The sequence below is a fragment of the Campylobacter sp. CCUG 57310 genome (assembly GCF_013201975.1).
In the GTDB taxonomy this organism is placed as follows: Bacteria; Campylobacterota; Campylobacteria; order Campylobacterales; family Campylobacteraceae; genus Campylobacter_A; species Campylobacter_A canis.
On the sequence record NZ_CP053845.1, the window covers coordinates 780572 to 803286 of the forward strand.

The following is a 22715-nucleotide window of genomic DNA, read 5'->3' on the forward strand; positions in this document are numbered from 1 at the left end:
AAACAAAAGATAAAATTTGATGCTACAAAGCTATCATGGGAGGTAAAAATTAAAAATCTACAAAAACAACGTTTTTGTGTGTAGTAAAATCAAATCATTACTTTGAAGACAAAATCATAAGAATTACTAGAATTGATTGGTTTTATTTTAAACTGTCGAGTTATTGCTTATATTTGCTTCAAGTATATTTAAAAGGATATGATACAGTGTTAGGATATTTGTTATAATCCTATTGTATTTATAAAGAAGAATAAAAAGGAAATGTTGTGGTAGGCTCTTTTTTAAATAGCATTGCTATTGAAGATATTAAAATAGGCATGAGCGCTAGTTACTCTCAGACTATAACAGATGCCGATATAAAAGCATTTGCAGCTATTAGTGGTGACAGAAATCCGGTTCATTTAGATGAAGTTTATGCTAAAAGTTCTAGGTTTAAAGGCAGAATATCTCATGGTATGATGAGTGCTTCATTTTTCTCAGCTATTTTTGGTACAAAGATACCGGGCGAGGGTTGTGTTTATACCTATCAGTCGTTAAATTTTAAAAAGCCTGTTTATGTTAATGACACTGTTACGGCAATTGTTGAGGTTATAGGCGTCGATACAGTAAATAGACGTATTAAATTTAAAACTATTTGTAAGGTTAAAGATAGCATTGTAACTGATGGTGAGGCGGAGATATATGTTCCATTTGAGTTTAAAAAATTGCTTATCAATGATAAAAATGAGCTAATAAAATTTAAAGCGCAAATTTTTAATCTTTTTAAAGATAGTTTTGGAAAGAATTTTGATGAGGATTTATGGCGATGGGCATATATTGATAATCCAAATGGTGATCCGATTGTATCTTTATACTTTGACAAAGACAAGCTTATAGGGCATTATGCAGTAATCCCTGTAAAATTTAGATATAAAAATCAAAGTGTCAAGGTAGTTTTATCAATGACCACAATGGTTGATTCTAAATACCGCAAATATGGTATTTTTACTGAACAGGCGACTGAAATTTATGCAAAAGCAACAGAGATTGGCTATAAACTAGTTTATGGTTTTCCAAATAAAAAATCGGCCCCTGGTTTTAAAAAAAGACTTGGCTGGAAGTTGGAAAATTTGCTTATTAAAAAATTAAAGCATGATGAGATTTTGAAGATTGGGTTGAATAATTCCTATGATGCAATGAGTTTTGATATGGATGATGAGATTAATTTAAAATGGAGACTTTCTAAGCCTGGACAAGAGTATTTTATGGATGGAAAAAATATTTTGAAAGAATTTGGTAATGAGTGTGATGTTGTTTTTTGGGAAAATGAATTTTCGTCTCTTAGTAAAGATAAGCTTTATAACTTACTATTTGAAAAGCTTGATTTGATAGCAAATAGTGATATTGAATACTGTTTTGGATACAAGTTGTTTGACGATAGCTTTAGCGGCATTAATTTTAAAAAAGATTTAATTATGTCGGATGTGTTTTAATGAAAAATAAAGTTCTTGTTGTAGCGGTTCATCCTGATGACGAAACTTTGGGATGCGGCGGAACACTACTGAAGCATAAAGAAAATGGTGATGAAATTTATTGGTTGATTTGCACAGCAATCAGTAAGGATCATACATATTATGATACAAGAGAGAAAGAGATAAGATATGTAGAACAAGCTTATGGTTTTAATAAAGTTTATAATCTAAGACTAAAAACAATGAAAGTTGATGAATATTCTATGAGTGAGCTTGTGGGGAAAATATCAGAAGTAATAAATGACATAGAGCCAAATATATTGTACCTGCCATTTAAATCAGATGTTCATAGTGATCATAGGAAGATATTTGAGGCGGCATACAGTTGTACAAAATCATTCAGATATCCTTTTATAAAAAAACTTTACATGATGGAAGCACTTAGCGAGACAGAATTTGCTCCAAGCACAAAAGAGGACAGCTATATACCTAATGTTTTTGTAGATATTAGCAAATTTATAGATAAGAAACTTGATATAATGAAAATGTTTAAAAGCGAGATAGGAGAACACCCTTTCCCAAGAAGCGAGAGAAACATAAAAGCACTTTCAATATATCGTGGGGCAAGTTGTGGGTGTAAATATGCAGAAAGTTTTATGCTTTTAAAAGAGGTTCAATAGATATGGTTTTGTATAGTGCCGTCATATATCCTTCTGATTTTTTTGATGTATATATTGAGGATTATTTCAGATCCGTCTTTGGGCAGACAAACCAGAATTTTGAACTTTTATTAATACTTGATGGTATTGACAAATTTAAGATAGAAAAAATTGTTAAAAAATTTAATTTTATAAATAAGAAAATCCATGTCGTAAAATTTTTAAATGATTTTTCACCGATAGAGCTTAGACAAAAGCAGATAGAAATAGCACATGAAATTGGAGCAGATATATTGATACTTTCTGATTTTGATGAAAGTGTAGCTTTAAATAGAGTGGAAGAAATTTTAAAAAATATTAAAGATTATGCATTTGCATTTAATGATTTTTATATAGTTGATCATACCTTGAATCGATTGGATGCAGAAAGCTTTTTTTATAAGAGAAAAATTAATAGAGAGATTGTTGATTATAAAGAAATATCGTCTTTTAACTTTATAGGACTAGGAAGCATGGCATTAAATTTAAGAAAATTTAACTATAGCATCTTAAAGATTACACCTGACATCAAGGCCTTAGATTGGTACATGGCTACTATTGTTTTATTGAATAGAAATAAAGGTATTGCATTGCATGATACATACGCAAACTATAGACAGCACAAAGACTCTTTTGTTGGATTTGACTTTAAGCTCAATGATAAAAAGTTAAAACAAGGTATAGAAGTTAAACTATCTCATTATAAAATTTTAAAAGAATATAGTAAATTTTTTTGTTATTTATATAATGAGATAGTTGAATTAAATGAATATTTGCTAAAATTCGGTACAGATAAGTATATTGAGTTAGTCAATTCATCTTTTGATACAGATAAGTTTTGTTGGTGGGAGAATATAAAAACAAAAAAGGAACTAGGGATATGATTATAAACAATTTGAATCAGCCATATATAATTGCCGAAATAGGCTGTAATCACAATGGAAGCACAGAGCTTGGACTTAGGATGATTAAAGCAGCAAAGGATTGCGGGGCGGATGCTGTTAAATTTCAATTTTTTACCAAAGATACTCTTGCTACTAATGATTATCTTGATGAGCTTGACTCTGGAGTTGTAAAACTTGAAAATGTAGATAAGTGGGAAACTGGAGAATTAGGATTAAAAAATGTTAGAGAGCAAATAGATGCCTTTGTTAATAGTGAAGAGCAACTGAAAATTTTTAGGAAATACTGTTATGAACTTGATATAGATTTTGGGTGTACTCCTGTTGATTCACACGGAGTAAAATTTTTGCATGATATTAAAAGTGATTTTATAAAAATATCATCAATGGATGCAAATAATCTTGAGATGATAGAGTATTGCATAGATTCTAATATTGCCATAATCATATCAACAGGAATGGCAACACTTCAGGATATAGATAAAATTTACAATCTTTTTATAAGCAAGAAGTATAGTAATTTTTCAATTTTACATTGCGTTTCAATATATCCACCAAGAGATGAGATAGTAAACTTAAATTTTATAGATACTTTAAAAGGAATATATGAATGCGATATCGGATATTCTGACCATTCTTTAGGTTTCTCTTTGCCAATAGCCGCAATAGCTAAAGGGTGTAAGATTATAGAAAAGCATTTTACTTTGGATAAAAATATGCCAGGCTGGGACCATAAAGTTTCAGCAGATGAAAATGATTTGAGAATAATTTGCAGGGAAGGCAAAAAAGTATTCAGGTCGCTTGGAAATAAATATAAAATCTTATCGGAAGATGAATTGGAGAAAAGAAAGAAATTTAGAAGAAGCATGGTGGCTAAGCGTAATTTAGATAAGGGTCACATCTTAACAAAAGAAGATTTTTTATATAAAAGACCTGGGATAGGAATATCTCCTGATGAATCAATATTTTTTATAGGCAAAAAGCTTACAAAGGATATAAAGGCGGATAAAACAATTTTTAAAAGTGATTTTATATGATAGCTATAGTTCCAGCAAGAGGCGGCTCGAAGGGTTTACCTGGTAAAAACATTAAAGATTTATTAGGCAAACCCATGATTGCCTATACTATCGAAGAGGCTTTGAAGTCTAAATTTGTTAGCGAAGTAATAATTTCTACCGACTCTAGAGAGATAGAGGAAGTGGCTATAAAATATGGTGCAAGAAGTCCTTTTTTAAGACCTGGGTATTTGGCAAACGATAACGCAAAGGCGATTGATAATTATATATACACTATTGATAGGTTAAATAAAGATTTTGGCTATAGTATTAAAGATTTTGTAGTGCTTCAGCCGACTTCTCCATTGAGAAAAGTCGAAGATATAGATGAGGCAATTGGGCTTTTTCAAGACAAAAAAGCAGATAGTGTAATAAGTTATACAGAAGCATATCATCCAGTAGAGTGGCATAAATATATCACAAAAGATGGAAAATTTGAAAATATATTTGAAGAAAAGCTTTTAAATCGTCAAGAAAATAAGAAAAGTTATTTTCCAAATGGCGCAGTATTTGTTTTTGATTATAAATTAATTAAGCAAGGAAAATATTACGATGATAATTCATATGCTTATATAATGCCTAGAAATCGCTCTGTTGACGTTGATACGCTAGAAGATTTTAGATATGTAGAATTTTTACTACAAACAAAAGTATCTATTGATGCATGAAATAAATTTGAATTATTTTAGAGACTTATTTGCTACTTTAGTTGTTTTTGCTCGTGCGTATCAAATATTATTACTTCCTTTAATATATCATGAAAACAGTATATTTTTGAAAATAGTTCAATTTATTGCTGCTTACGCAGTGGTTGGTTTTATATTAATTTCAGGCTATTCAATAGCTTCAAGTTTGCACAGTAATTACTTAAATAATAATAAAAGAAGAAACATTAAAGAGTTTATAATAAAAAGATTTAATAGAATTATTTTTCCATTCGTATTGAGTATTATTGTTGTTACGAGTGTTGTTTTTTTTATAAAATATTTTTCTTTAAATGGAAGCGAGACATACTTATTTCTTTTTTTAAATAGTTTTATTTCTGATATAGGAAATATAACTATGGATGAACCTCTTTGGATTTTGAATTTTGAGGTTTATTTTTATATATTATTGCTTGTATTTTCATTGTTTTTTACTAATTACAACTTGAATAATTTTAAAAGAAATATATCCTTTGTATTTTTTATGGGATCAATTTCGTATTATATTAGGTATTATAAAATGTATTATATAAATAATCTTAAAAAAGGATTTTTTATATTTTTAGGATATTTAGTGTTTTTGTTAGTATTTAATACCAATTATATTATACCTTATACTGGCAAAAGGTATAATATAATGATTTTATTATCGCTTACTATGATTTTATTTTATGTTATCTATATATCCAAAAGAAATTTATATATGAGTGAATTTTTTTACTCTATTTCAAAATATTCTTATACTTTGTGTGTAATACACTTTCCGTTATTATTATCTTTAAGTCATGAAAATCTTTATGTTATGAGTTTTTTAGAAATACTATTTTTATTGATACTTGGAAATTTTATGATTTTTAACATTAGTAAGTATTGTAGCTATTTTGTAGAAAGGAGAAACTATAAGTGAATAATATATTAGTGTTAAATAATAAAGTAGTATTCAATGATGCCATCAAGCTACTTGATTTAAATGGAAATGGGGTATTGCCTGTAGTTAATGAAAAACAAGAACTGCTAGGAATCATAACAGACGGGGACATAAGAAAGGCTATTTTAAATAATAAGCTAGATTTGAATTATATTATAAACAAAAACCCACATAAATTACATATTAATACGTCAAGAAATAAAGTAGTAAATTATTTAAAAAAAATCAAAAGAAGACACATGCCGCTTATAGATGATAATGGTAAATTTATAAAAATTTTTACCCTTGATGAGATAGATTTTAATCTAAAGCAAAACTGGGTAGTGATTATGGCAGGAGGATTGGGAACAAGGCTAGGAGAGCTTACAAGAGATACCCCAAAGCCTATGTTAAAAGTAGGTACCAAACCAATAATTGAGCACATTATTGATATGTTTGTATCTCATGGATTTACAAATTTTATGCTAAGTGTAAACTATAAAGCCGAGGTTATAAAAGATTATTTTGGCGATGGTAGCAGGTTTGGTATAGAGATAATATATCTTGAAGAAAAAAAACGACTTGGTACAGGCGGAGCTCTAAGTTTAATAGATATAGAATTAAACGAGCCGTTTTTTGTAACAAACGGAGATGTTCTATCAACATTAGATTATGATAAGCTTTTATTGTATCACAAAAAACAAAAATCTATAGCTACTATGTGTATAAGAAAATATAATTACCAAATACCTTACGGAATAATAGAAATAGATAGCAATGATAATATAAAGAGTATGCAAGAAAAACCGGTAAAAGAGTTTTTTATAAATACGGGCATATATGTGCTAAATCCTGAAATTTTAAACTATGTGCCAAAAGATGAGTTTTTTGATCTGCCTAGATTATTTAGTATTATAAAAGATGCTGGGCTGACAACAAAAAGTTTCGAGATTACTGATTATTGGATTGACATGGGTAGGCCTGATGATTATGAAAGATTAAAGGAATTATATGAATGAAATAAGCAAATGTTTAGTGTTTTATAGTAGAAATAAAGCCGAAAATGAGACAACTTTAAAATTTGCAAAAGATAACATTCAGGCAGATCAATATATTACAATATCAGATTATCCCATTTGTGATATTTATATAGATTTAAAGATATACAAAATTAGTGATTTAACTATGTATGATTGGAATGTTGTTGAGAAGTGTATTGACTTTGGTGAGATTATTTTTAAGGATAGACTTTTGAGAAATATAGCTTTTGTAAAAGCAAAAGATCTTATTTTAAAGATTGTGAAGTATTCTGTTGAGCTATTTTCCAATAAAGAATATAAATATTTAATTGTCCATCCTGTTGATAATTATGTTATGGATGTGTTAATTAGGATTGCTGAATTTTATAAGTGTAAAGTTTTTGGAGTTTCTTCATTTTTTGTAAGCGGCTATAAAAGAGTAACAGTTTATGGCGAATATGTTGATTTTAGAGAAGTTGAAAATGAGGAAATTGCATTGTTGAAAAATAAGCTAAAAAATTCTTTTAAATCTCATATGGCTATTTCGGGAAAAAATGCTTTCTTAAATAGCTTATTATATTATTTTAAGTATAAAATAAAGTATCTTATTTTTTACATAATAAAACATAAACTACTGCATGATTACAAATACGACTATGCTAGTACCCCATATTCTGCTACTGTTAATAGTATTGGTAAGTTATTTCCTTTTTTGTATTTTAAATATAAAGAAAATGTACATATTGACATAAAGGCTATTTACATACCGATGCATTATCATCCAGAGGCGACTATTGAGTATTGGTCTGATAATATTAAAAATGTGGATTATATAACAACTTTAATTGAAGCCATTAGATATTTTTCTGATAATGGCTGGAGTGTATATCTAAAAGAACATCCAGCTATGTGTTTTAGGCAAGATATAGATCTATATAGAAATATTCTTTCTATAAAAAATGTAATAATATTAAATCCATTTATTGAAACATCATATATTATGCAAAAATTTGAAAATTTTCTTATATGGACAGGCAGTAGTGGTATAGAAGCATTAGTCAATGGAAAAACTGTCTATTTTGCTAGCTCTAATTATTATTATAATAAAAAAACAGATTCTAAATATGAGAAAGTTTTTTTTAACAAAGAGCATGAAATAGACGATTTTTTAAAAAGAATATTATCAAACACTATAAAATGGGCCGAGAATTGAAATTAATTTTTTATAGATATTTTATGTATTTATTTCTGGGATTGGAAGTCTTGTTGTTGCCATCTTTTTTGGATAAGGAGTTATATTCTAATTTTGAGTATTATAAATTTATAATATTTTCAGCACCATTTCTTATGTTCGGCGTTCCGTCTGGTTTTTTGTATTGTAATTATAACTTAAAAAATGACTATTTTAATGAATTAATATTTTTTGGTATTATACACGCGTTTTTAATTGTGGTTCCTGTCGCTTGGATGTATTTTGATAATTTGCTATTTGTTATATTGTGTTTTTTAATGGTGTTGAGTATGTTTGTGGAGCATAAACTTCAAACGCAAAGAATGTTTATATTGGCCTTTGCACTTAAACCTCTTATATCTATTTTTTTAATTTTGCCATTTGTTATATTTTATTTTAAAATAAATATAGAAATAACAATAGATATTTTATTTATTTTAATGCTGTTCGCATTCTTTGTATGGCTATTTGTTGTTTATAAAAAACTAGAATTATATAAAAATTACAATATAGATATTAAAAAATATTTTACAATGTTTAAAAAAGGATTCCCTGTTAATGCGGGAACTGCTTTAATTGCGTTGTTTTTCTTTTGTGATAGATTTGTGGCAAAGGAGTATTATAGCTTTGAATTAGCATCTTACTCTTTGGCATACAATTTGATACAATTTATAATCCTTGCATTATCAACCTTGGCATATGTGAATGTTGCTGATATAGGAGAAAATAGTGATAGTATAAAATTAGAATTTTTTAAAAATAAAATATTATATAATTATAAAATTTTTCTAATTCTTTTATTTTTATTTGTATTATTTATTTTGACAGTATCAACTTTCTATAGCTTTAATAATCTCATTTGTTATTCTATAATCATGGCAATTTTTCTTGGTAACTATTTTACAATAAACACAATGTCTTCCGTTGCTCTCTATCTTGATTTTTTTAAGCAAATGGTTTTCTTGTTACTATTTTTATTTGTTATAAATATTGTTTTAACATATACATTTATTGTTTTTAATGTTGAGTATATTTTCTTTTTAATAAAAACAGGTACAATTCTAAACTTATCTGCATTTTACTTTATTGCAATAACTATATCGAGACTAAAAAATGAAAATAAGTAAAAAATTATTTTACCCATTATACTTTTTTATATTTGTTTGGTTGTTTTATATTTTTATCAGAGGCTTATTGATTAATTGGGAATCATTGAATGAAATAACTGTATTAACAGTATTTTTATTTATTTGTTTTGTGATATTATGTTATGTGCTGTCTGTGTGTATATGTGCGAATTTAAAACATAAAATACAGGATATTGGTATAAAAAAAATCAATAAGACATATTATTTTTTACAATATCTTTCGATGCTTTATATATCGCTTGCAATTATTAGGTTTTTAATAGAGATCAATGATTTAAATATTGAATTAAATTCACTTTCTGTATCTGTTGAGGCTAGAGAAAGAACAATGGAAGGAAGTATTGTTTCTGGAACATTCCTTGGTATTTCTACTACACTATTATCTGGATTTCATATATTATTTTTAATGTTTACAATATGGATGCGGAACAAACTAACCTCCATGCAGCTAAATATGTCTATATTGATTTTTGTTATTGGAGATGTCTGTTTTTTATTTGGTGGAGGTAGAAATGCAGTTTTTATTTCTATTCTAATGGTATCTATGTGTGTATATTTTATAAAATTTGCCAATATAAGAAAGATTACTATAAATAAAACTGGTCTGTTTGTGTGTATTTTTTTAACAATGATTATATTTTTGTATATTTTTATTGCTAGAGATGAATATAATGGAATAAGTATGATTGATAGACTTAATTTAAATGAGTATAATTATAATATAAAATTTAATAGTATTTTGATTGACTTATTGCATTCTGAATATAAAATTATTCAGCTCATAGCATATTTTACTATGAGTATCGTATTTTATTTAACACACTCATTGTCAATTCTAGACTCAGGGCTAACTTCTAGCTTGCCAGAAAATGCTTACTATTTTGGAGCGATGCAGTTTTATCCATTGGTTTTTTTGATTAATAAATTAGGGTTTAACATTATCACAATAAAAGATATTTTGAATGAATGGGAATTGGCTGGAAACTATTCAACTTTACTGTTGCCATTGTATTACGATTTTGGATTATTGTGGTCTTTAATCTTGATAATGATCCTGGTGTTTTTATTTGTATATAATGCTTTTTTATTGTTGAATAGTGGAAGATTTATAAGCTGTGTGCTTATGTCTATTGTGGGGTGTGTTTTTGTACTTTCTCCGATTTATTCATTTTTTTCACTTGGAATATTTTTGCCAATATTTTTTTCGTTTATTGTTTTATACACTTTGCTTAAGGTTAAGCTATAGAAGAATTGCGACAATAAAATTAAATGAAAATTTCGTTTTGATAAAAAGCAATAAATAAGATGGAGAAATAGCGGGTGTTGGCTGTTAAGAAATTTTAATATATCATTTGTGGATAGGAGAATGAATAGTCATGAAAAATAAAGTATATCAGATTTGCACAAAATGTATAATGGATACATCTGATGAAAAGATTGTGTTTGACGAAAAAGGAGAATGTGATCATTGTAGAAATTTTCAAAACAATATAGTTCCGGAATGGAATTATGGAAAAAATAGACTTGGCGACCTGATGCGTATTGCAGAAAAGATAAAGAAAGAAAATAAAAAAAATGAATTTGATTGCATAATAGGTCTTAGTGGAGGTCTTGATAGTTCATATACTGCTTATGTTGCAAAAGAAATAATGGGTTTAAGACCATTATTGCTCCATGTTGATGCTGGATGGAACATGGAGCAAGCAGAAAATAATATAGAGAAAATAGCAAAAGGTCTTGACTTAAAGCTTCACACAGAGACTATCAATTGGGAAGAAATGAGAGATCTTCAGGTTGCGTTTTTTAAATCACAGATTAGAGACCAAGATATGCCTCAAGATATTGCATTTTTTTCAACTTTATATAAATTTGCTAGAAAAAATAACATAAAATATGTTCTTACTGGAGGAAATTATTCTACTGAATGCTGCAAAGAGCCCCAAGAATGGGGAGCTTATCCTGGAATAGACTACACTTTAATTCAGGATATACATAATAAATTTGGTAAAATTAAATTAAAAACATTTCCAATCATAGATATTCTTGTTTATAAAATTTATTATAGATATATATTAGGAATGAAGGTTATCAAACCATTGGATTTTGTTCCATTTATTAAAAAAGATGCTGAAGAAAAACTTTATAGTCTGTATGGTTTTGAAAAATTCCAACACAAACATCATGATTCGAGATTTACAAGATTTTATGAGGATTTTTGGCTACCAAAAAAACATGGTCTTGAAAAGAGACGAGCACATTTTTCAAGCTTAATTATGACTGGACAAATGACTAGAGAAGAGGCTTTAGAGCGTATATCAAAGAGTGAGTTGTCAGAGGAGATTTTATTGAAAGAATTTGAATATGTTGCCAATAGACTAAATTTGACAACTGATGAATTATGGCAAATATTCAAAGGTGAAAATAAGACGTATTTAGATTATAAGAGTAAAATTAGAATTATAAATCTGGGCGCCAAAATTATGCAGTATTTTGGACTAGAGAGAAGACTATATAGATGACATCTAAGTTCAGAAAAATTATTAGATACATTGGCATATATGGTATAGAAAGGACATTGTTTAAAATTTTTGGTCGACTAAGACGGTTTAATATTTTCTTGCCAACACTTAAGCCTAAAAATATAGCATTAATTGGTTGCGGACAGTTTGGGTTTGCAACTATTGGCTATTTTGTTTCGAGAAAATCCCCTGGAGCATTTTTGATGGCGTATGATATAGACAAAAACAATCAAATGTCTTTTGAAAAATTTTATAAAATAAAACACACAAATAATGTAGACGATATATTTTCTAGCCCTGGAGTTAGCATTGTATATATAGCATCAAATCATCATAGTCATACAGACTATGCGATAAGGGCAATTAAAAATAATAAGATTGTTTATGTTGAAAAGCCAATATCCGTTAACCAAGAACAACTTAAAAAACTTATAAAGTCGATCCGGGAATATAAACCAAATATTTTTGCTGGCTACAATAGGCCGTTTTCTAGTGCTATTGTGGATCTAAAAAATTCATTAGAAACATTTATATTAGAGCCAATGACTATCTCGTGTTTTATATCTGGGCATTTTATACAAAAAGATCATTGGTATAGAAAGCCGGAAGAGGGCACTAGAGTTTGTGGAAATGTTGGACACTGGATAGATTTAGCAATTCATATTTTTTCTTGGAGATTATTACCGAAAAAATATAATATATCTATAGCATATAGTAATATTGATGAATTTGATGATAATATAGCAATAAGCATAACGACTGACTTGGGGGATCTTTTATCTATTGTGCTTACGGCAAGAAGCGAACCATTTGAGGGCATAAATGAGACGATAAATTTTCAATATTGTAAAACAATAGCTAAAATTGATGATTTTAGATCAATGACAATTTGGCAGAATGATATGTTGATTAAAAAACAATATAATCCAAAAGATGTAGGTCATAAAAATGCCATATTGCAACCTTTTAAAAAAAGTAAATATCATAGAGACTGGAAAGAGGTAGAGGTTTCTACTCTATTGATGCTGTTTGTAAAAGATATGGTTGTTAATAGGCAAACAAATAGCCTATTTAACCTAGACAAAGAATGGAGTGATATAGCACAATGAAACAACTTATACAATCATTTAAAACAGGTGAGCTTGGACTTTTTGACGTGCCAGTGCCAGTGTGCGATAAAAATGGTGCTTTGGTTAAAACAAATGTAAGCCTAGTGAGTGCCGGGACAGAAAAAATGCTAGTTGATTTTGCTAAAAAATCACTCTTTTCAAAAGCTAAAGATAGACCAGACTTAGTTAAGCAGGTAATAGACAAGATGAAAAAAGAGGGTATTAGAAATACTATTGAAAAAGTTTTTACAAAGCTTGATACGCCGATACCGCTTGGATATAGTTTGGCGGGAGAGATAGTTCAGGTCGGGGAAAATTTAAGCGGATTTAATATCGGAGATAGAGTGGCTTGTGGTGGCGCAGGCTATGCAAATCATGCAGAGATAAACTATGTGCCTAAAAATTTAATGGCAAAAATCCCAGACGGCGTAGATGACATAGATGCATCGTTTGTAACTGTCGGCGCGATAGCATTGCAGGGTATTAGGCAAACCTCTCCTCTAATAGGCGAAAAAGTAGCCGTTATCGGACTTGGTCTTATAGGGCAGATCACGGTTCAGCTTTTAAAGGCAAATGGTTGCAAGGTCATCGGTAGCGACATAGACCCAGATAAGTTAAATTTAGCTAAAAAAATAGGATGTGATGAGGTTTGCTATGCGGCGGATCTTATGGCAAAGACGAACGAATTTACAAATGGATATGGTGCCGACGCAGTCGTTATAACTGCTTCAACATCTTCAAATCAACCTATTATAGATGCGGCTGAAATAAGCCGTATGCGCGGGAGAGTTGTGCTTGTAGGGATGGTTGGCATGGATGTTCCTAGAAATGCTTATTATAAAAAAGAGCTAGAGATTAAGCTTTCTATGGCATATGGTCCAGGCAGATATGATACTGAATATGAAGAAAAGGGAGTGGACTACCCCTATGACCTTGTTAGATTTACTGAGCAAAGAAATTTTGAGGCATTTTTAAGTCTGATTCAAGATGGCAAAATTACTCCAAAAGATCTTATAACGCATTCTTATGATTTTGATGATGCTATGATTGCTTATGATTTGCTTGAGGGAAGAATACAAGAAAAATATTTAGGAATAGTTCTGAATTATAAAAAAGAAATCAAATTAAATGAGCATAAAATCATCAAAAGAAATGATAGTATTATAAAATCGGATTCGATTAATATAGGACTAATAGGTGCCGGAAATTTCACAAAATCTGTTATATTGCCAAATTTGCAAAAGATAGGCGACATTGAATTTGTGGGTGTTTGTACGGCAACAGGCGTAAGTGCAGAAGGAACCGGTAAGAAATATGGTTTTAAATACATTACAACCAGTGATGATGAGATATTTAATAATAATGAGATAAATAGCGTATTTATTACAACTAGACACAATGAACATTTCGCGAAAGTATTAAAAGCTATTGAAGCTAAAAAACATTGCTTTGTTGAAAAACCACTTTGCATACATGAAAGTGAACTTGAAGAGCTAAAAGGTAAATATCTAGGCGAGAGTGTATTGCAAGTCGGTTTTAATAGGCGTTTTTCGCCAATGATTCAAAAGATGAAAAGTAGTATTAATGGACAAATCGCTATCAATTATAGAATTAATGCAGGTATAATACCAAGGGATACATGGATACAAGATAAGAGTATCGGCAGAGGAAGAATAGTAGGCGAGGTTTGTCATTTTGTTGACACTTGTAGTTTTTTAGTCGGAAGTTTGGTCGAAAGTGTTTTTGCCACAAGTTTAAGTATTAATGATAATTCTATACCAGATGAAGACAATGTAAGTGTTGTATTGAAATACCAAAACGGAAGTACAGCCACTATAACATACTATTCTTATGGAAACAGCTTGATGCCTAAAGAGTATTTAGAGCTTTTTGGTAGCAATATAAGTATGCAGATGAATGATTTTAGAGAGCTTAAAATTTATAAAAATAATAAAACTATAAAAGAGAAGAGTTTGAACCAAGACAAAGGTTTTGCTTCTGAGTTTATGGCTTTTAAAAATTCTGTTAAAAGTGGAATAAATGCTATAGAATTTGAAAGTTTGTATAATACAACAAAAACGACTTTTAAAATTGTAGAATCATTGAGATTAAAGAGGCTAGTTTTTGTGGATGAGTAATTTTTTGAGATTTGTAAATACTGTCAAATATCTTAAATTTATTCAAATATATTATAGGTTTTTTTATTTTTCAAGAAAGTATTTTAGAAAAATTATTTGTTTTAAGCAAAAATTTATTATGGATTCAAAATCTATAAAATTAAGTTTGCAAGATTCTATAAAAAGCAATGTCAAAGTTGATGGTCATAAGTTTTGTTTTCTAAATTTAGAACACAATTTTAACGGCAATATAGACTGGAACTATGCTTATTTTGGTAAATTATGGACTTACAATCTTTGTTATTTTGAATTCTTGGAAAAACAAGATGATGTTTGGCTTGTGTATGATTTTATCAAAAAAATACCATTTGTTAAAGATGGACTTGAACCGTTTCCTATAAGTTTACGAGCTATTAATTGGATAAAATTTATTACAAAATTTGATATTAAAGATAAAAAAATAGACGACAGCCTTTATGCTCAATATTATATTTTGCTTGACAATCTAGAATATCATTTGCTTGGCAATCACCTGCTAGAAAATGGTTTTAGTCTTTTGTTTGGCGGATATTATTTTCAGGATAAAATTTTAGAAACCAAAGCAAAAAATATACTAATAAATGAACTTAATAGGCAAATTCTATCTGATGGTGCTCATTTTGAACTTAGCCCTATGTATCATCAGCTGATGCTATATAGATTGCTTGATGTTATAAATCTTATACAAAATAATAATAATAAAAAAGATAGCTTCTTGGACTTTTTGATAGCAAAAGCAAGCTTGATGCTTGGTTGGCTGAGTAATATAACATATAAAAATGGCGATATTCCAATGTTAAATGATAGTGCATATGGTATAGCGCCAAGCTCTTTGCAGCTTTTTGAATACGCAGATAAATTAAATATCAAAAAAATTAACTCTGAATTATCTAGTAGCGGATATAGAAAAATAGTTAGAGATAGATATGAGTGTATAGTTGATATTGCTGATGTAAAAGCCTATTATATAGCAGGGCATACTCATGCGGATAGTTTAAATTTTGAACTATATATAGATAAAAGACCTTTTATTGTTGATTGCGGTATTAGTACTTATGAAAACTGCAAAAGAAGATTGTATGAAAAAGGAACAATTTCTCATAATACTGTAGAAGTGCCTGATAAAAATAGTAGTAACGTTTGGGATTCGTTTAGGCTTGCCAATCGTGCTAGAATTATTTTTTTAAAAGAAAATATGAACACAATAGAAGCTACTCATGACGGATATAAAACATATGGTATTTTACACACAAGAATATGGATTTTTAATGAACAACTTGTAATTATCAAAGATATTCTAAGTAAGGATACCTCTGCTGTATTTAGACTACACTTTCATCCGTGCATTACAAAAAATGACATATGTAAAGCCATAAATTTATATAATATGGATTACAGTATAAAAGACTACTTGTATCCAGTTGGATACAATAATTTTCAAACCGCACTTGTTCTAGAGATTGTATTTTCAAAAGAATTGGAGATTGAAATAAGAGTATGAGAATTTTATTTATAACAGACAACTTTCCTCCCGAAGTTAATGCTCCTGCTACGAGAACCTACGAACACGCAAAAGAATGGGTAAAAGATAGCAGTGTTAATGTGACTATCCTTACTTGTTTTCCAAATTTTCCACATGGCAAGATATATTCTGGGTATAAAAACAAGTTGTACAGCAAAGAGAAATTTGATGGGATAGACGTAATAAGAGTATGGAGTTATATGGCAAAAAATGAAGGGTTTGTAAAAAGAATTCTTGACTACATAAGCTTTGCTTTGATGGCATTTTTAGTAGGATTATTTCAAAAATTTGACATCATAATTGCTACGTCGCCACAGTTTTTTACTACATGGACCGGTTTTGCTTTAGCAAAGGCAAAAAGAAAGCCTTGGGTTTTTGAACTAAGAGATCTTTGGCCTGAGTCTATTAAGACTGTGGGTGCTATAAAGCAAGGCAGAGCGATAGAAATTTTAGAAAAAATAGAACTTGGTTTATACAAAAACTCGAATTTGGTTATCGCAGTTACGCAGGCTTTTAAGCAAAATTTAATAAGTAGGGGTATAGATGAGAGTAAAATAAAAGTTGTAACAAACGGCTCAAATTTAGACCTTTTTACTCCTAGAGAAAAAGACGAAAAGCTTTTAGATGAGCTAAATTTGCAAAAAAAATTTATTGTAGGCTACATAGGTACTCACGGAATGGCCCATAGTTTAGACTTTATAATACACTCCATAGCAAAGATAAAGGATAAAAAATTTCACTTTTTATTTGTGGGGGACGGAGCTGTAAAGGTTAGTATTGTGACTTTGGCAAACGAGCTTAATTTGAAAAATATTACTTTTTTAAATCCGATATCAAAAAACAAAGTGCCTAAATTTTTATCTATTTGCGATGTTATGTTGGTACCGCTTAAAAAAGATGATAATTTTAAAACCGTTATTCCATCAAAGATATTTGAAGCAAGCGCTATGAGAAAGCCTATTTTGCTTGGCGTTGAAGGAGAAGCAAAAGAGATAATAGAAAAATATAACGCTGGCATATGTTTTGAGCCAGAAAATGAAAAAGACTTTATAGATAAGCTTAAATTTTTAACAGACGATAATAACTACAAGCAGTGTCAAACAGGATGTGAAAAACTAGCAAATGATTTTGATAGAAAAAAATTAGCTCTTGATATGATTAGTATTATAAAAAATTTTGTACAAATTCAAGTACTCGTCCAAATCCATAGGACCAATTGATCTACTTTAAAGCCTTAATGATATCTTCCATAAACAATTTAGCTCCAAAATAAGACAAGTGTCCTCTGCCATTATATAAACTTCCATCTTCATTTATTGTTAGGCATTTATCATTTTTGCACATTTTTTGATTTAAATCTATAAAAGTTACATTAAGATCTTTTAATGGCATTTTTACCTCCATATCTATACTAGTTGTTGTCGCATCTCACTTTGTTTCAAATTTAAATATTCCTTTTTGTATTTGAAATTTCATCTCTTTGTCTGGATCAATGTTTGGTGTTGGTGGTTGAAGAATAATTATGGGATGATGATTTAATTCTATCAGTTTTGTAATTACTTTTTTAAAACTTTGATATATTTCTTGTTTGTCGATAGTATTTTTGTCTCTATAGTTTGCCCTAGAGTGTAGTTAGACACCTCCTTTTTCCCATATGAAAATAGTCTAAAATCCGTTCCTGTCAATATATTGGCTTTCTATTTCTTGCCATCTAAGCTTATTTGTATCTGAACATTCCAGCCTTGTTCTAAACCAAATTCCTTCCATTAAAATGGACACTGCTGATGTGTAAAGAAAATTTTTAATTCAGAAAATATGTATGCAAACACACCAGCAAAAGAATCTCCAACTATAAGTAGTTCTTTGCTGCCATTTTTTATTTTACATGAAGCAGATGGCATTCTTCTGTCGCAACCCTTTTGCTCTACATTATCATTTCTTAAATAAGAGTTAATTCTGAGACCATAAGGCTCTTGATAGAGTCTTGTGTATTCTGGTTTTTCAAAATGTTTCAATATGGTTGATGCATCTGAAATTTGTCTAAAATCATATCCATTTGTATGCTTTGCGTATTTATAGAATAATATCGTTGATAATGTTAAAAATAATACTATGATATACTTTTTATTATTTTTACTTTTTCTAATTGGATTTTCAAAGAAAGCATAAGATATGTATGATATTGCAAACATAAGTAAAAGCAAAACCAAGAACTCTTTGCTGCTTATATTTTGGTTTGTGAATCTATAAAAGACAAGTATTGGCTGATGATATAAGTAGAGCAAATAGGAAATAATACCTACAGAAACGATTGGCTTAATAGTAAATACTTTATATACAAGACTTCTTTCTTGTATATAAAGTATAAATAAAGAGGCTCCAATGACACGAAATGAGCTAATAAATCCAGGATGTGCGTCTGTATCTTAAATAAAAATTAACAAATATAAAATAATTATTATTCCAAATGCAGATAGCACATTATTAATTTCGCTGTTCTTTATCTTTTTTGATAGTAAAAATACTAATCCTCCAGCAAAAAGTTCCCAAGTTCTTGAAGAAGTCGAATAAAAAGCAAAAGTTTGATTTACTTGCATAAGATAAATGCAATAAAAAAATGACATACTAAATTAAAATAAGAAAAATTTGCTCAAGATCATCTTTAAATAACTTTTTTATTATATAAATTATAGCTGGAAATACAGTATAAAATTGCCATTCGACTTCTAAGCTTCATGTGTGAAGTAAAATTTTATATTGACTAGAATCCGAGATATAAGAATCTTTGTGCATAAATATATAGTTTGAAAAAAACAATATAGTACTTTTTAGCTGTTCTATATAATTTAATATATCAGATGGGACTAAAATAAAATACGATACAATACGGCATATAATAGCAATAGTATTAAGGCTGTATAAATCCTATCAAACCTGCTTTTATAAAAAGTAAGTATCTTGGGTTTTTGTCTATTAAATACCGGTAATCAAAAAACCAGACAATACAAAAAATATATCTACACCCAAAAAGCCATTACTTAACAACACTTTCCCTAATGCTACTATCTTGGCATGATATATTGTTACTGCCAATACAGCTATGGCACGTAGTTCATCTAGTTCAATTCGGTAGTTTTTTCAAAGCATAATTCTTTTTGCAGCATGAAACACCGCTTAAAGCCCTTTTTTTCCAAGCACAACCAAGACGGTCTTAATGATCGTACTAATTTCAAGCCAAAGCGACCAGTGTTTAATGTAGTATAGATCATACATTAGTTTTTGTTTCGCGTCATAAACATTTTCGCCATAAGGGTAGTTTACTTGCGCCCAGCCTGTTATGCCTGGTCTTACTAAATGGCGCTCATTATAGTATGGTATTTCTTTTTCATAGTTATTTACCAAGATATTCCACTCGGCTCTAGGGCCTATTAAGTGCATGTCTCCTTTAAAAATATTTTTATATTGAGGGATTTCATCTATGCGCGTCTTTCTCATAAAATTACCAAATTTAAAAACTCTATCATCATTTTCGCTTGTGTATGGATTATAGTATGAGTTTTCGTGCATGGTTCTGAATTTATAGCATTTGAAAATGGTTGCATTTAATCCAATTCTATTTTGTATGAAATATAAAGAGCCAGGAGACTCTTGAGTTATTTTGTTTGCAACATGAAATTTAATAATGCAATGAACTATATATAGGATGCTGGCACCAAATATATCTATAGTGCGCTTTATTATGATTTCAAACTTGTTGTACGGTCTTATATCGCTTAAGAATTTTAGATCACTATCATCGTCCGGTATGTAACTTTTCTTTAAGAATTTCTCTAGAAATTTTTCAATAGTAAGAATTTTTATTCTTTTTTTTTGAAGCCTAAATTGCAAAAGTGTGAGATATTTTATCATTTTTGGATCAATATAAACTTTTGTATTTATGATAAGATATTTATACGAGTTGTTTGCTAAGAGATTTTCTATATCTTTTCTAACATCTCTTGAGTTTCTATTTCTATATTTAAGAACACTTATTTTTTTAAATTTTTTCTTTAATCTGGATGTGTCCAAAGAGTTAAGCTGATATTTACCTCCCAATATAAGAATAGACAAAGTTTTTACTCCTGCCATGATTAAAATAATTGTATTTTAAATAATATTTTAGGATAATATGCCTTAATATCTTCTAATTATTAAGGATGCAAATGCAACAAGAATTTTATAAAGATGATGAAGTAGACTTATTTGAACTTTTTGAAAAGATATTAAACTATAAAAAAGAGATATTTGTCATTACGATATGTATTACTTTTTTGGCGTTGCTTTATACTATACTTGCGACCCCATGGTATCAAGCTTCAGCACTAGTTAAGACCGGATATTATAAAAGTAGCGAAAATGAAGAAATATTGATAGAAAATACTGCTGATATTGTACAGCAATTAAGCGTAAAATATATTGAGCTTTTAAAAAATACGAAAGATATTGAATATAAAGTAAAAAAAATAACTGAAGTGAAAAATAATAAAAAATTTTTTAACATTGAAGTTGTAGCTGTATCAAAAGAAGTTGCTGCGGCACAAATAAATAAAATAGTGCAAGATATAGCCTCTCAGCATAAAAATACTCTCGATGCTTTTCTGGAGAATAAAAGAGTGCAGCTTGCTAACATAGAACGACAGATAAGTTTTTTAAAAAATAATAAAATATTAGAAAAAACAGGACAGATAGAGTATGTTAAGAGTGTTCAAATTCCGCGCTTGGATAGGCAGATAGCTTATATGCAAGAAGCTATTATACCTGCTGCTAGACGTGATCTTTCTGTCATAGATAATGTAACATTGCCTGCATTAGAAAAGAGTTTAAAACTTAGTATGGATAGGCTTGCAAAATATGAATATGATTTAGCTAAGTTTATGGAAAGTCAAAAAATAAATACCGTAGAAGATGCTATGCTTCGTCAGATAGCAGAGCAAGGACTTTATGCACAAATTTCAAATTTGGAGCAGTCAATAATAGAGCTGGAGAAACAAAAAGAAATTATTGCAACACAAACCAAACCGGATATTCAAAATAGGCTTGATCGGCTAATTAGCGTTGATTTTGAAAATATGCTTTCTGATAAAGATGTTATAATAAATGAGAGACTCCCGAGTCTTCAAAGAGAGCTTCAGACTCTTCAGACAGAAGAGTTGAGTAAGCTTTTGGATCAAAAGTCGCTTGTGGAGTTATCGCTAAGACCATATAATTATAAAAATACTGCAATAGTCTCAGAAATAATAATATCAGAAAAACCTATTGGTCCCAAAAAAGAAATTATTATATTAGTGGCGTTTTGTGGCGGGCTTATGCTATCTATTTTTGCAGTTTTGGTTCATGATAGTATAAAAAATAGGAGTAGGCACAAGTAAGTTTTATTTACTTGTGCTTTAATTTAAATTTTGCCGCCCTCGACGACTACTGATTCAGGATCTACGCTGTCGCCATATACGGGCTTGAGTGTTTCATCGTATGCTTTGTGGAAGAATTGCTCTTTTTCAAGACTCATGATTTCGTTGTTTATCCACTTAAGCAAGGCTTCGTTTCCTTTTTTAACTGCAGGCGCTATTGAGTCAATGTTGCCGATTGATTGTATGCCTACCGTAAAGCCGGGATTTTCTTTAACCCATGCAAAAAGTAAAGTGTTATCATGCGATAGTGCAGCGCCTCTTTTATCAAGCAATGCCCCGAAAGTTTCGGTATTTTGATCAAATTTCAAAAGCTCTATCTCAGGATGATTCTTAGTAAAATAAGCATCTGCCGTAGTGCCTTTGTTTACGATCAGTTTCTTTCCTTTAAGCTCGCTTATGTCTTTGATTATCTCTCCGTCAGGACTAACTACACCAAGTGAAACTTTCATATAAGGAAGCGCAAAATCAACCACTTTAGCCCTTTCTTCTGTTTTGGTGAAATTGGCTAGGATTATATCAACCTTGTCCGAGGTTAAAAATTCAACTCTGCTAGCAGCCTCTACGAGTTCAAATTTTACTTTGCTTTCATCTCCTAAGAGATCCTTTGCTATGCGCTTTGCAAAGTAAATATCATAGCCTTGGTTTTTGCCGTCCTTGTCTATAAAACCAAAAGGCGGTTTATCGCTAAATACTCCTATACGAACGTATCCGCGCTCCTTTATCTTATCTATCGCGTTTGCGCTAGAATTATCATTACCACAACCCGTTAGAAAGACGGTAGCGATTAATGCCAAAAATGAAAACAGAAGTTTTCTCATTCTTTCTCCTTGTATTATAAAATAAGTTT

General features: G+C 29.6%; 21 protein-coding genes. 16 read left to right on the plus strand and 5 right to left on the minus strand.

The features are described 5' to 3' along the window. The first annotated feature begins 266 nt into the window (after nucleotides 1-266). From CORI_RS03925 to CORI_RS03995, 15 genes are all read left to right on the plus strand, one after another. Nucleotides 267-1472: a GNAT family N-acetyltransferase gene (locus CORI_RS03925; protein ID WP_173030890.1), complete on the plus strand. Its 1206-nt coding sequence runs from the start codon at nucleotides 267-269 to the stop codon at nucleotides 1470-1472. Continuing rightward, nucleotides 1472-2131 (plus strand): PIG-L deacetylase family protein, encoded by a 660-nt coding sequence (locus tag CORI_RS03930; protein ID WP_173030891.1) that lies wholly within the window; start codon nucleotides 1472-1474, stop codon nucleotides 2129-2131. The genes CORI_RS03925 and CORI_RS03930 overlap by 1 nt, the downstream gene beginning before the upstream one ends. Nucleotides 2132-2133: 2 nt before the next feature. After that, nucleotides 2134-3033, plus strand: coding sequence for a hypothetical protein (locus tag CORI_RS03935; protein WP_173030892.1), 900 nt, complete (start codon nucleotides 2134-2136; stop codon nucleotides 3031-3033). Continuing rightward, entirely contained in the window at nucleotides 2994-4088 is a 1095-nt protein-coding gene (locus tag CORI_RS03940; RefSeq protein ID WP_254064958.1) for an N-acetylneuraminate synthase family protein, read from the plus strand. Before CORI_RS03935 ends, CORI_RS03940 begins: the two co-directional genes overlap by 40 nt. Continuing rightward, complete coding sequence (locus CORI_RS03945; protein WP_173030893.1) at nucleotides 4085-4774, plus strand: acylneuraminate cytidylyltransferase family protein; 690 nt, start codon at nucleotides 4085-4087, stop codon at nucleotides 4772-4774. Before CORI_RS03940 ends, CORI_RS03945 begins: the two co-directional genes overlap by 4 nt. After that, complete coding sequence (locus CORI_RS03950; RefSeq protein ID WP_173030894.1) at nucleotides 4767-5717, plus strand: acyltransferase family protein; 951 nt, start codon at nucleotides 4767-4769, stop codon at nucleotides 5715-5717. The genes CORI_RS03945 and CORI_RS03950 overlap by 8 nt, the downstream gene beginning before the upstream one ends. Further along, the gene (locus tag CORI_RS03955; protein ID WP_173030895.1) at nucleotides 5714-6736 is read left to right on the plus strand and encodes a nucleotidyltransferase family protein; all 1023 of its coding nucleotides are present in this window, start codon (nucleotides 5714-5716) and stop codon (nucleotides 6734-6736) included. Before CORI_RS03950 ends, CORI_RS03955 begins: the two co-directional genes overlap by 4 nt. Continuing rightward, nucleotides 6729-7949: a hypothetical protein gene (locus tag CORI_RS03960; protein ID WP_173030896.1), complete on the plus strand. Its 1221-nt coding sequence runs from the start codon at nucleotides 6729-6731 to the stop codon at nucleotides 7947-7949. Before CORI_RS03955 ends, CORI_RS03960 begins: the two co-directional genes overlap by 8 nt. Beyond that, nucleotides 7946-9094, plus strand: a complete 1149-nt coding sequence (locus CORI_RS03965) for a hypothetical protein (protein ID WP_173030897.1) — start codon at nucleotides 7946-7948, stop codon at nucleotides 9092-9094. Before CORI_RS03960 ends, CORI_RS03965 begins: the two co-directional genes overlap by 4 nt. Next, the gene (locus CORI_RS03970) at nucleotides 9081-10361 is read left to right on the plus strand and encodes an O-antigen polymerase (protein ID WP_173030898.1); all 1281 of its coding nucleotides are present in this window, start codon (nucleotides 9081-9083) and stop codon (nucleotides 10359-10361) included. Before CORI_RS03965 ends, CORI_RS03970 begins: the two co-directional genes overlap by 14 nt. A 130-nt stretch (nucleotides 10362-10491) precedes the next feature. Then, nucleotides 10492-11634, plus strand: a complete 1143-nt coding sequence (locus CORI_RS03975) for an N-acetyl sugar amidotransferase (protein WP_173030899.1) — start codon at nucleotides 10492-10494, stop codon at nucleotides 11632-11634. Beyond that, nucleotides 11631-12743 (plus strand): Gfo/Idh/MocA family protein, encoded by a 1113-nt coding sequence (locus CORI_RS03980; RefSeq protein ID WP_173030900.1) that lies wholly within the window; start codon nucleotides 11631-11633, stop codon nucleotides 12741-12743. The genes CORI_RS03975 and CORI_RS03980 overlap by 4 nt, the downstream gene beginning before the upstream one ends. After that, a complete protein-coding gene (locus CORI_RS03985; protein WP_173030901.1) occupies nucleotides 12740-14881 on the plus strand; it encodes a bi-domain-containing oxidoreductase in 2142 nt (713 codons plus the stop codon). The genes CORI_RS03980 and CORI_RS03985 overlap by 4 nt, the downstream gene beginning before the upstream one ends. Nucleotides 14882-14999: 118 nt before the next feature. After that, nucleotides 15000-16400, plus strand: a complete 1401-nt coding sequence (locus tag CORI_RS03990; RefSeq protein WP_173030902.1) for an alginate lyase family protein — start codon at nucleotides 15000-15002, stop codon at nucleotides 16398-16400. After that, entirely contained in the window at nucleotides 16397-17641 is a 1245-nt protein-coding gene (locus CORI_RS03995; RefSeq protein ID WP_173030903.1) for a glycosyltransferase family 4 protein, read from the plus strand. The genes CORI_RS03990 and CORI_RS03995 overlap by 4 nt, the downstream gene beginning before the upstream one ends. 1 nt (nucleotide 17642) lies before the next feature. Here the strand turns inward: CORI_RS03995 and CORI_RS04000 are convergent, their stop codons facing one another. The 4 genes from CORI_RS04000 to CORI_RS04015 form a co-directional block, all read right to left on the minus strand. Then, complete coding sequence (locus CORI_RS04000; RefSeq protein ID WP_173030904.1) at nucleotides 17643-17813, minus strand: SGNH hydrolase domain-containing protein; 171 nt, start codon at nucleotides 17811-17813, stop codon at nucleotides 17643-17645. Nucleotides 17814-18187: 374 nt separating this feature from the next. Beyond that, nucleotides 18188-18631, minus strand: coding sequence for a hypothetical protein (locus tag CORI_RS04005; protein WP_173030905.1), 444 nt, complete (start codon nucleotides 18629-18631; stop codon nucleotides 18188-18190). Nucleotides 18632-19394: 763 nt separating this feature from the next. Next, nucleotides 19395-19547 (minus strand): acyltransferase family protein, encoded by a 153-nt coding sequence (locus tag CORI_RS10850; RefSeq protein WP_173031929.1) that lies wholly within the window; start codon nucleotides 19545-19547, stop codon nucleotides 19395-19397. Nucleotides 19548-19595: 48 nt separating this feature from the next. Beyond that, nucleotides 19596-20531, minus strand: a complete 936-nt coding sequence (locus tag CORI_RS04015; protein ID WP_367889827.1) for a sugar transferase — start codon at nucleotides 20529-20531, stop codon at nucleotides 19596-19598. Between the two features lie 92 nt (nucleotides 20532-20623). On the opposite strand from CORI_RS04015, the gene CORI_RS04020 reads away from it, so the two are divergent. Next, on the plus strand, nucleotides 20624-21829 hold the full coding sequence (locus tag CORI_RS04020; protein ID WP_173030906.1) for a Wzz/FepE/Etk N-terminal domain-containing protein: 1206 nt from the start codon (nucleotides 20624-20626) through the stop codon (nucleotides 21827-21829). A 23-nt stretch (nucleotides 21830-21852) separates the two neighbouring features. On the opposite strand, the gene CORI_RS04025 is transcribed toward CORI_RS04020, so the two are convergent. Next, nucleotides 21853-22686, minus strand: coding sequence for a cysteine ABC transporter substrate-binding protein (locus CORI_RS04025; protein WP_173030907.1), 834 nt, complete (start codon nucleotides 22684-22686; stop codon nucleotides 21853-21855). Between the last annotated feature and the right edge of the window lie 29 nt (nucleotides 22687-22715).

Excerpts from the sequence above, each read along its gene's own strand:
- CORI_RS03930 (WP_173030891.1), top strand. The coding sequence starts at position 1,472 with ATGAAAAATAAAGTTCTTGTTGTAGCGGTTCATCCTGATGACGAAACT.
- CORI_RS03935 (WP_173030892.1), top strand. The coding sequence starts at position 2,134 with ATGGTTTTGTATAGTGCCGTCATATATCCTTCTGATTTTTTTGATGTA.
- CORI_RS03945 (WP_173030893.1), top strand. The coding sequence starts at position 4,085 with ATGATAGCTATAGTTCCAGCAAGAGGCGGCTCGAAGGGTTTACCTGGT.
- CORI_RS03950 (WP_173030894.1), top strand. The coding sequence starts at position 4,767 with ATGCATGAAATAAATTTGAATTATTTTAGAGACTTATTTGCTACTTTA.
- CORI_RS03960 (WP_173030896.1), top strand. The coding sequence starts at position 6,729 with ATGAATGAAATAAGCAAATGTTTAGTGTTTTATAGTAGAAATAAAGCC.
- CORI_RS03970 (WP_173030898.1), top strand. The coding sequence starts at position 9,081 with ATGAAAATAAGTAAAAAATTATTTTACCCATTATACTTTTTTATATTT.
- CORI_RS03975 (WP_173030899.1), top strand. The coding sequence starts at position 10,492 with ATGAAAAATAAAGTATATCAGATTTGCACAAAATGTATAATGGATACA.
- CORI_RS03980 (WP_173030900.1), top strand. The coding sequence starts at position 11,631 with ATGACATCTAAGTTCAGAAAAATTATTAGATACATTGGCATATATGGT.
- CORI_RS03985 (WP_173030901.1), top strand. The coding sequence starts at position 12,740 with ATGAAACAACTTATACAATCATTTAAAACAGGTGAGCTTGGACTTTTT.
- CORI_RS03990 (WP_173030902.1), top strand. The coding sequence starts at position 15,000 with ATGGATTCAAAATCTATAAAATTAAGTTTGCAAGATTCTATAAAAAGC.
- CORI_RS03995 (WP_173030903.1), top strand. The coding sequence starts at position 16,397 with ATGAGAATTTTATTTATAACAGACAACTTTCCTCCCGAAGTTAATGCT.
- CORI_RS04000 (WP_173030904.1), bottom strand. The coding sequence starts at position 17,813 with ATGCCATTAAAAGATCTTAATGTAACTTTTATAGATTTAAATCAAAAA.
- CORI_RS04020 (WP_173030906.1), top strand. The coding sequence starts at position 20,624 with ATGCAACAAGAATTTTATAAAGATGATGAAGTAGACTTATTTGAACTT.
- CORI_RS04025 (WP_173030907.1), bottom strand. The coding sequence starts at position 22,686 with ATGAGAAAACTTCTGTTTTCATTTTTGGCATTAATCGCTACCGTCTTT.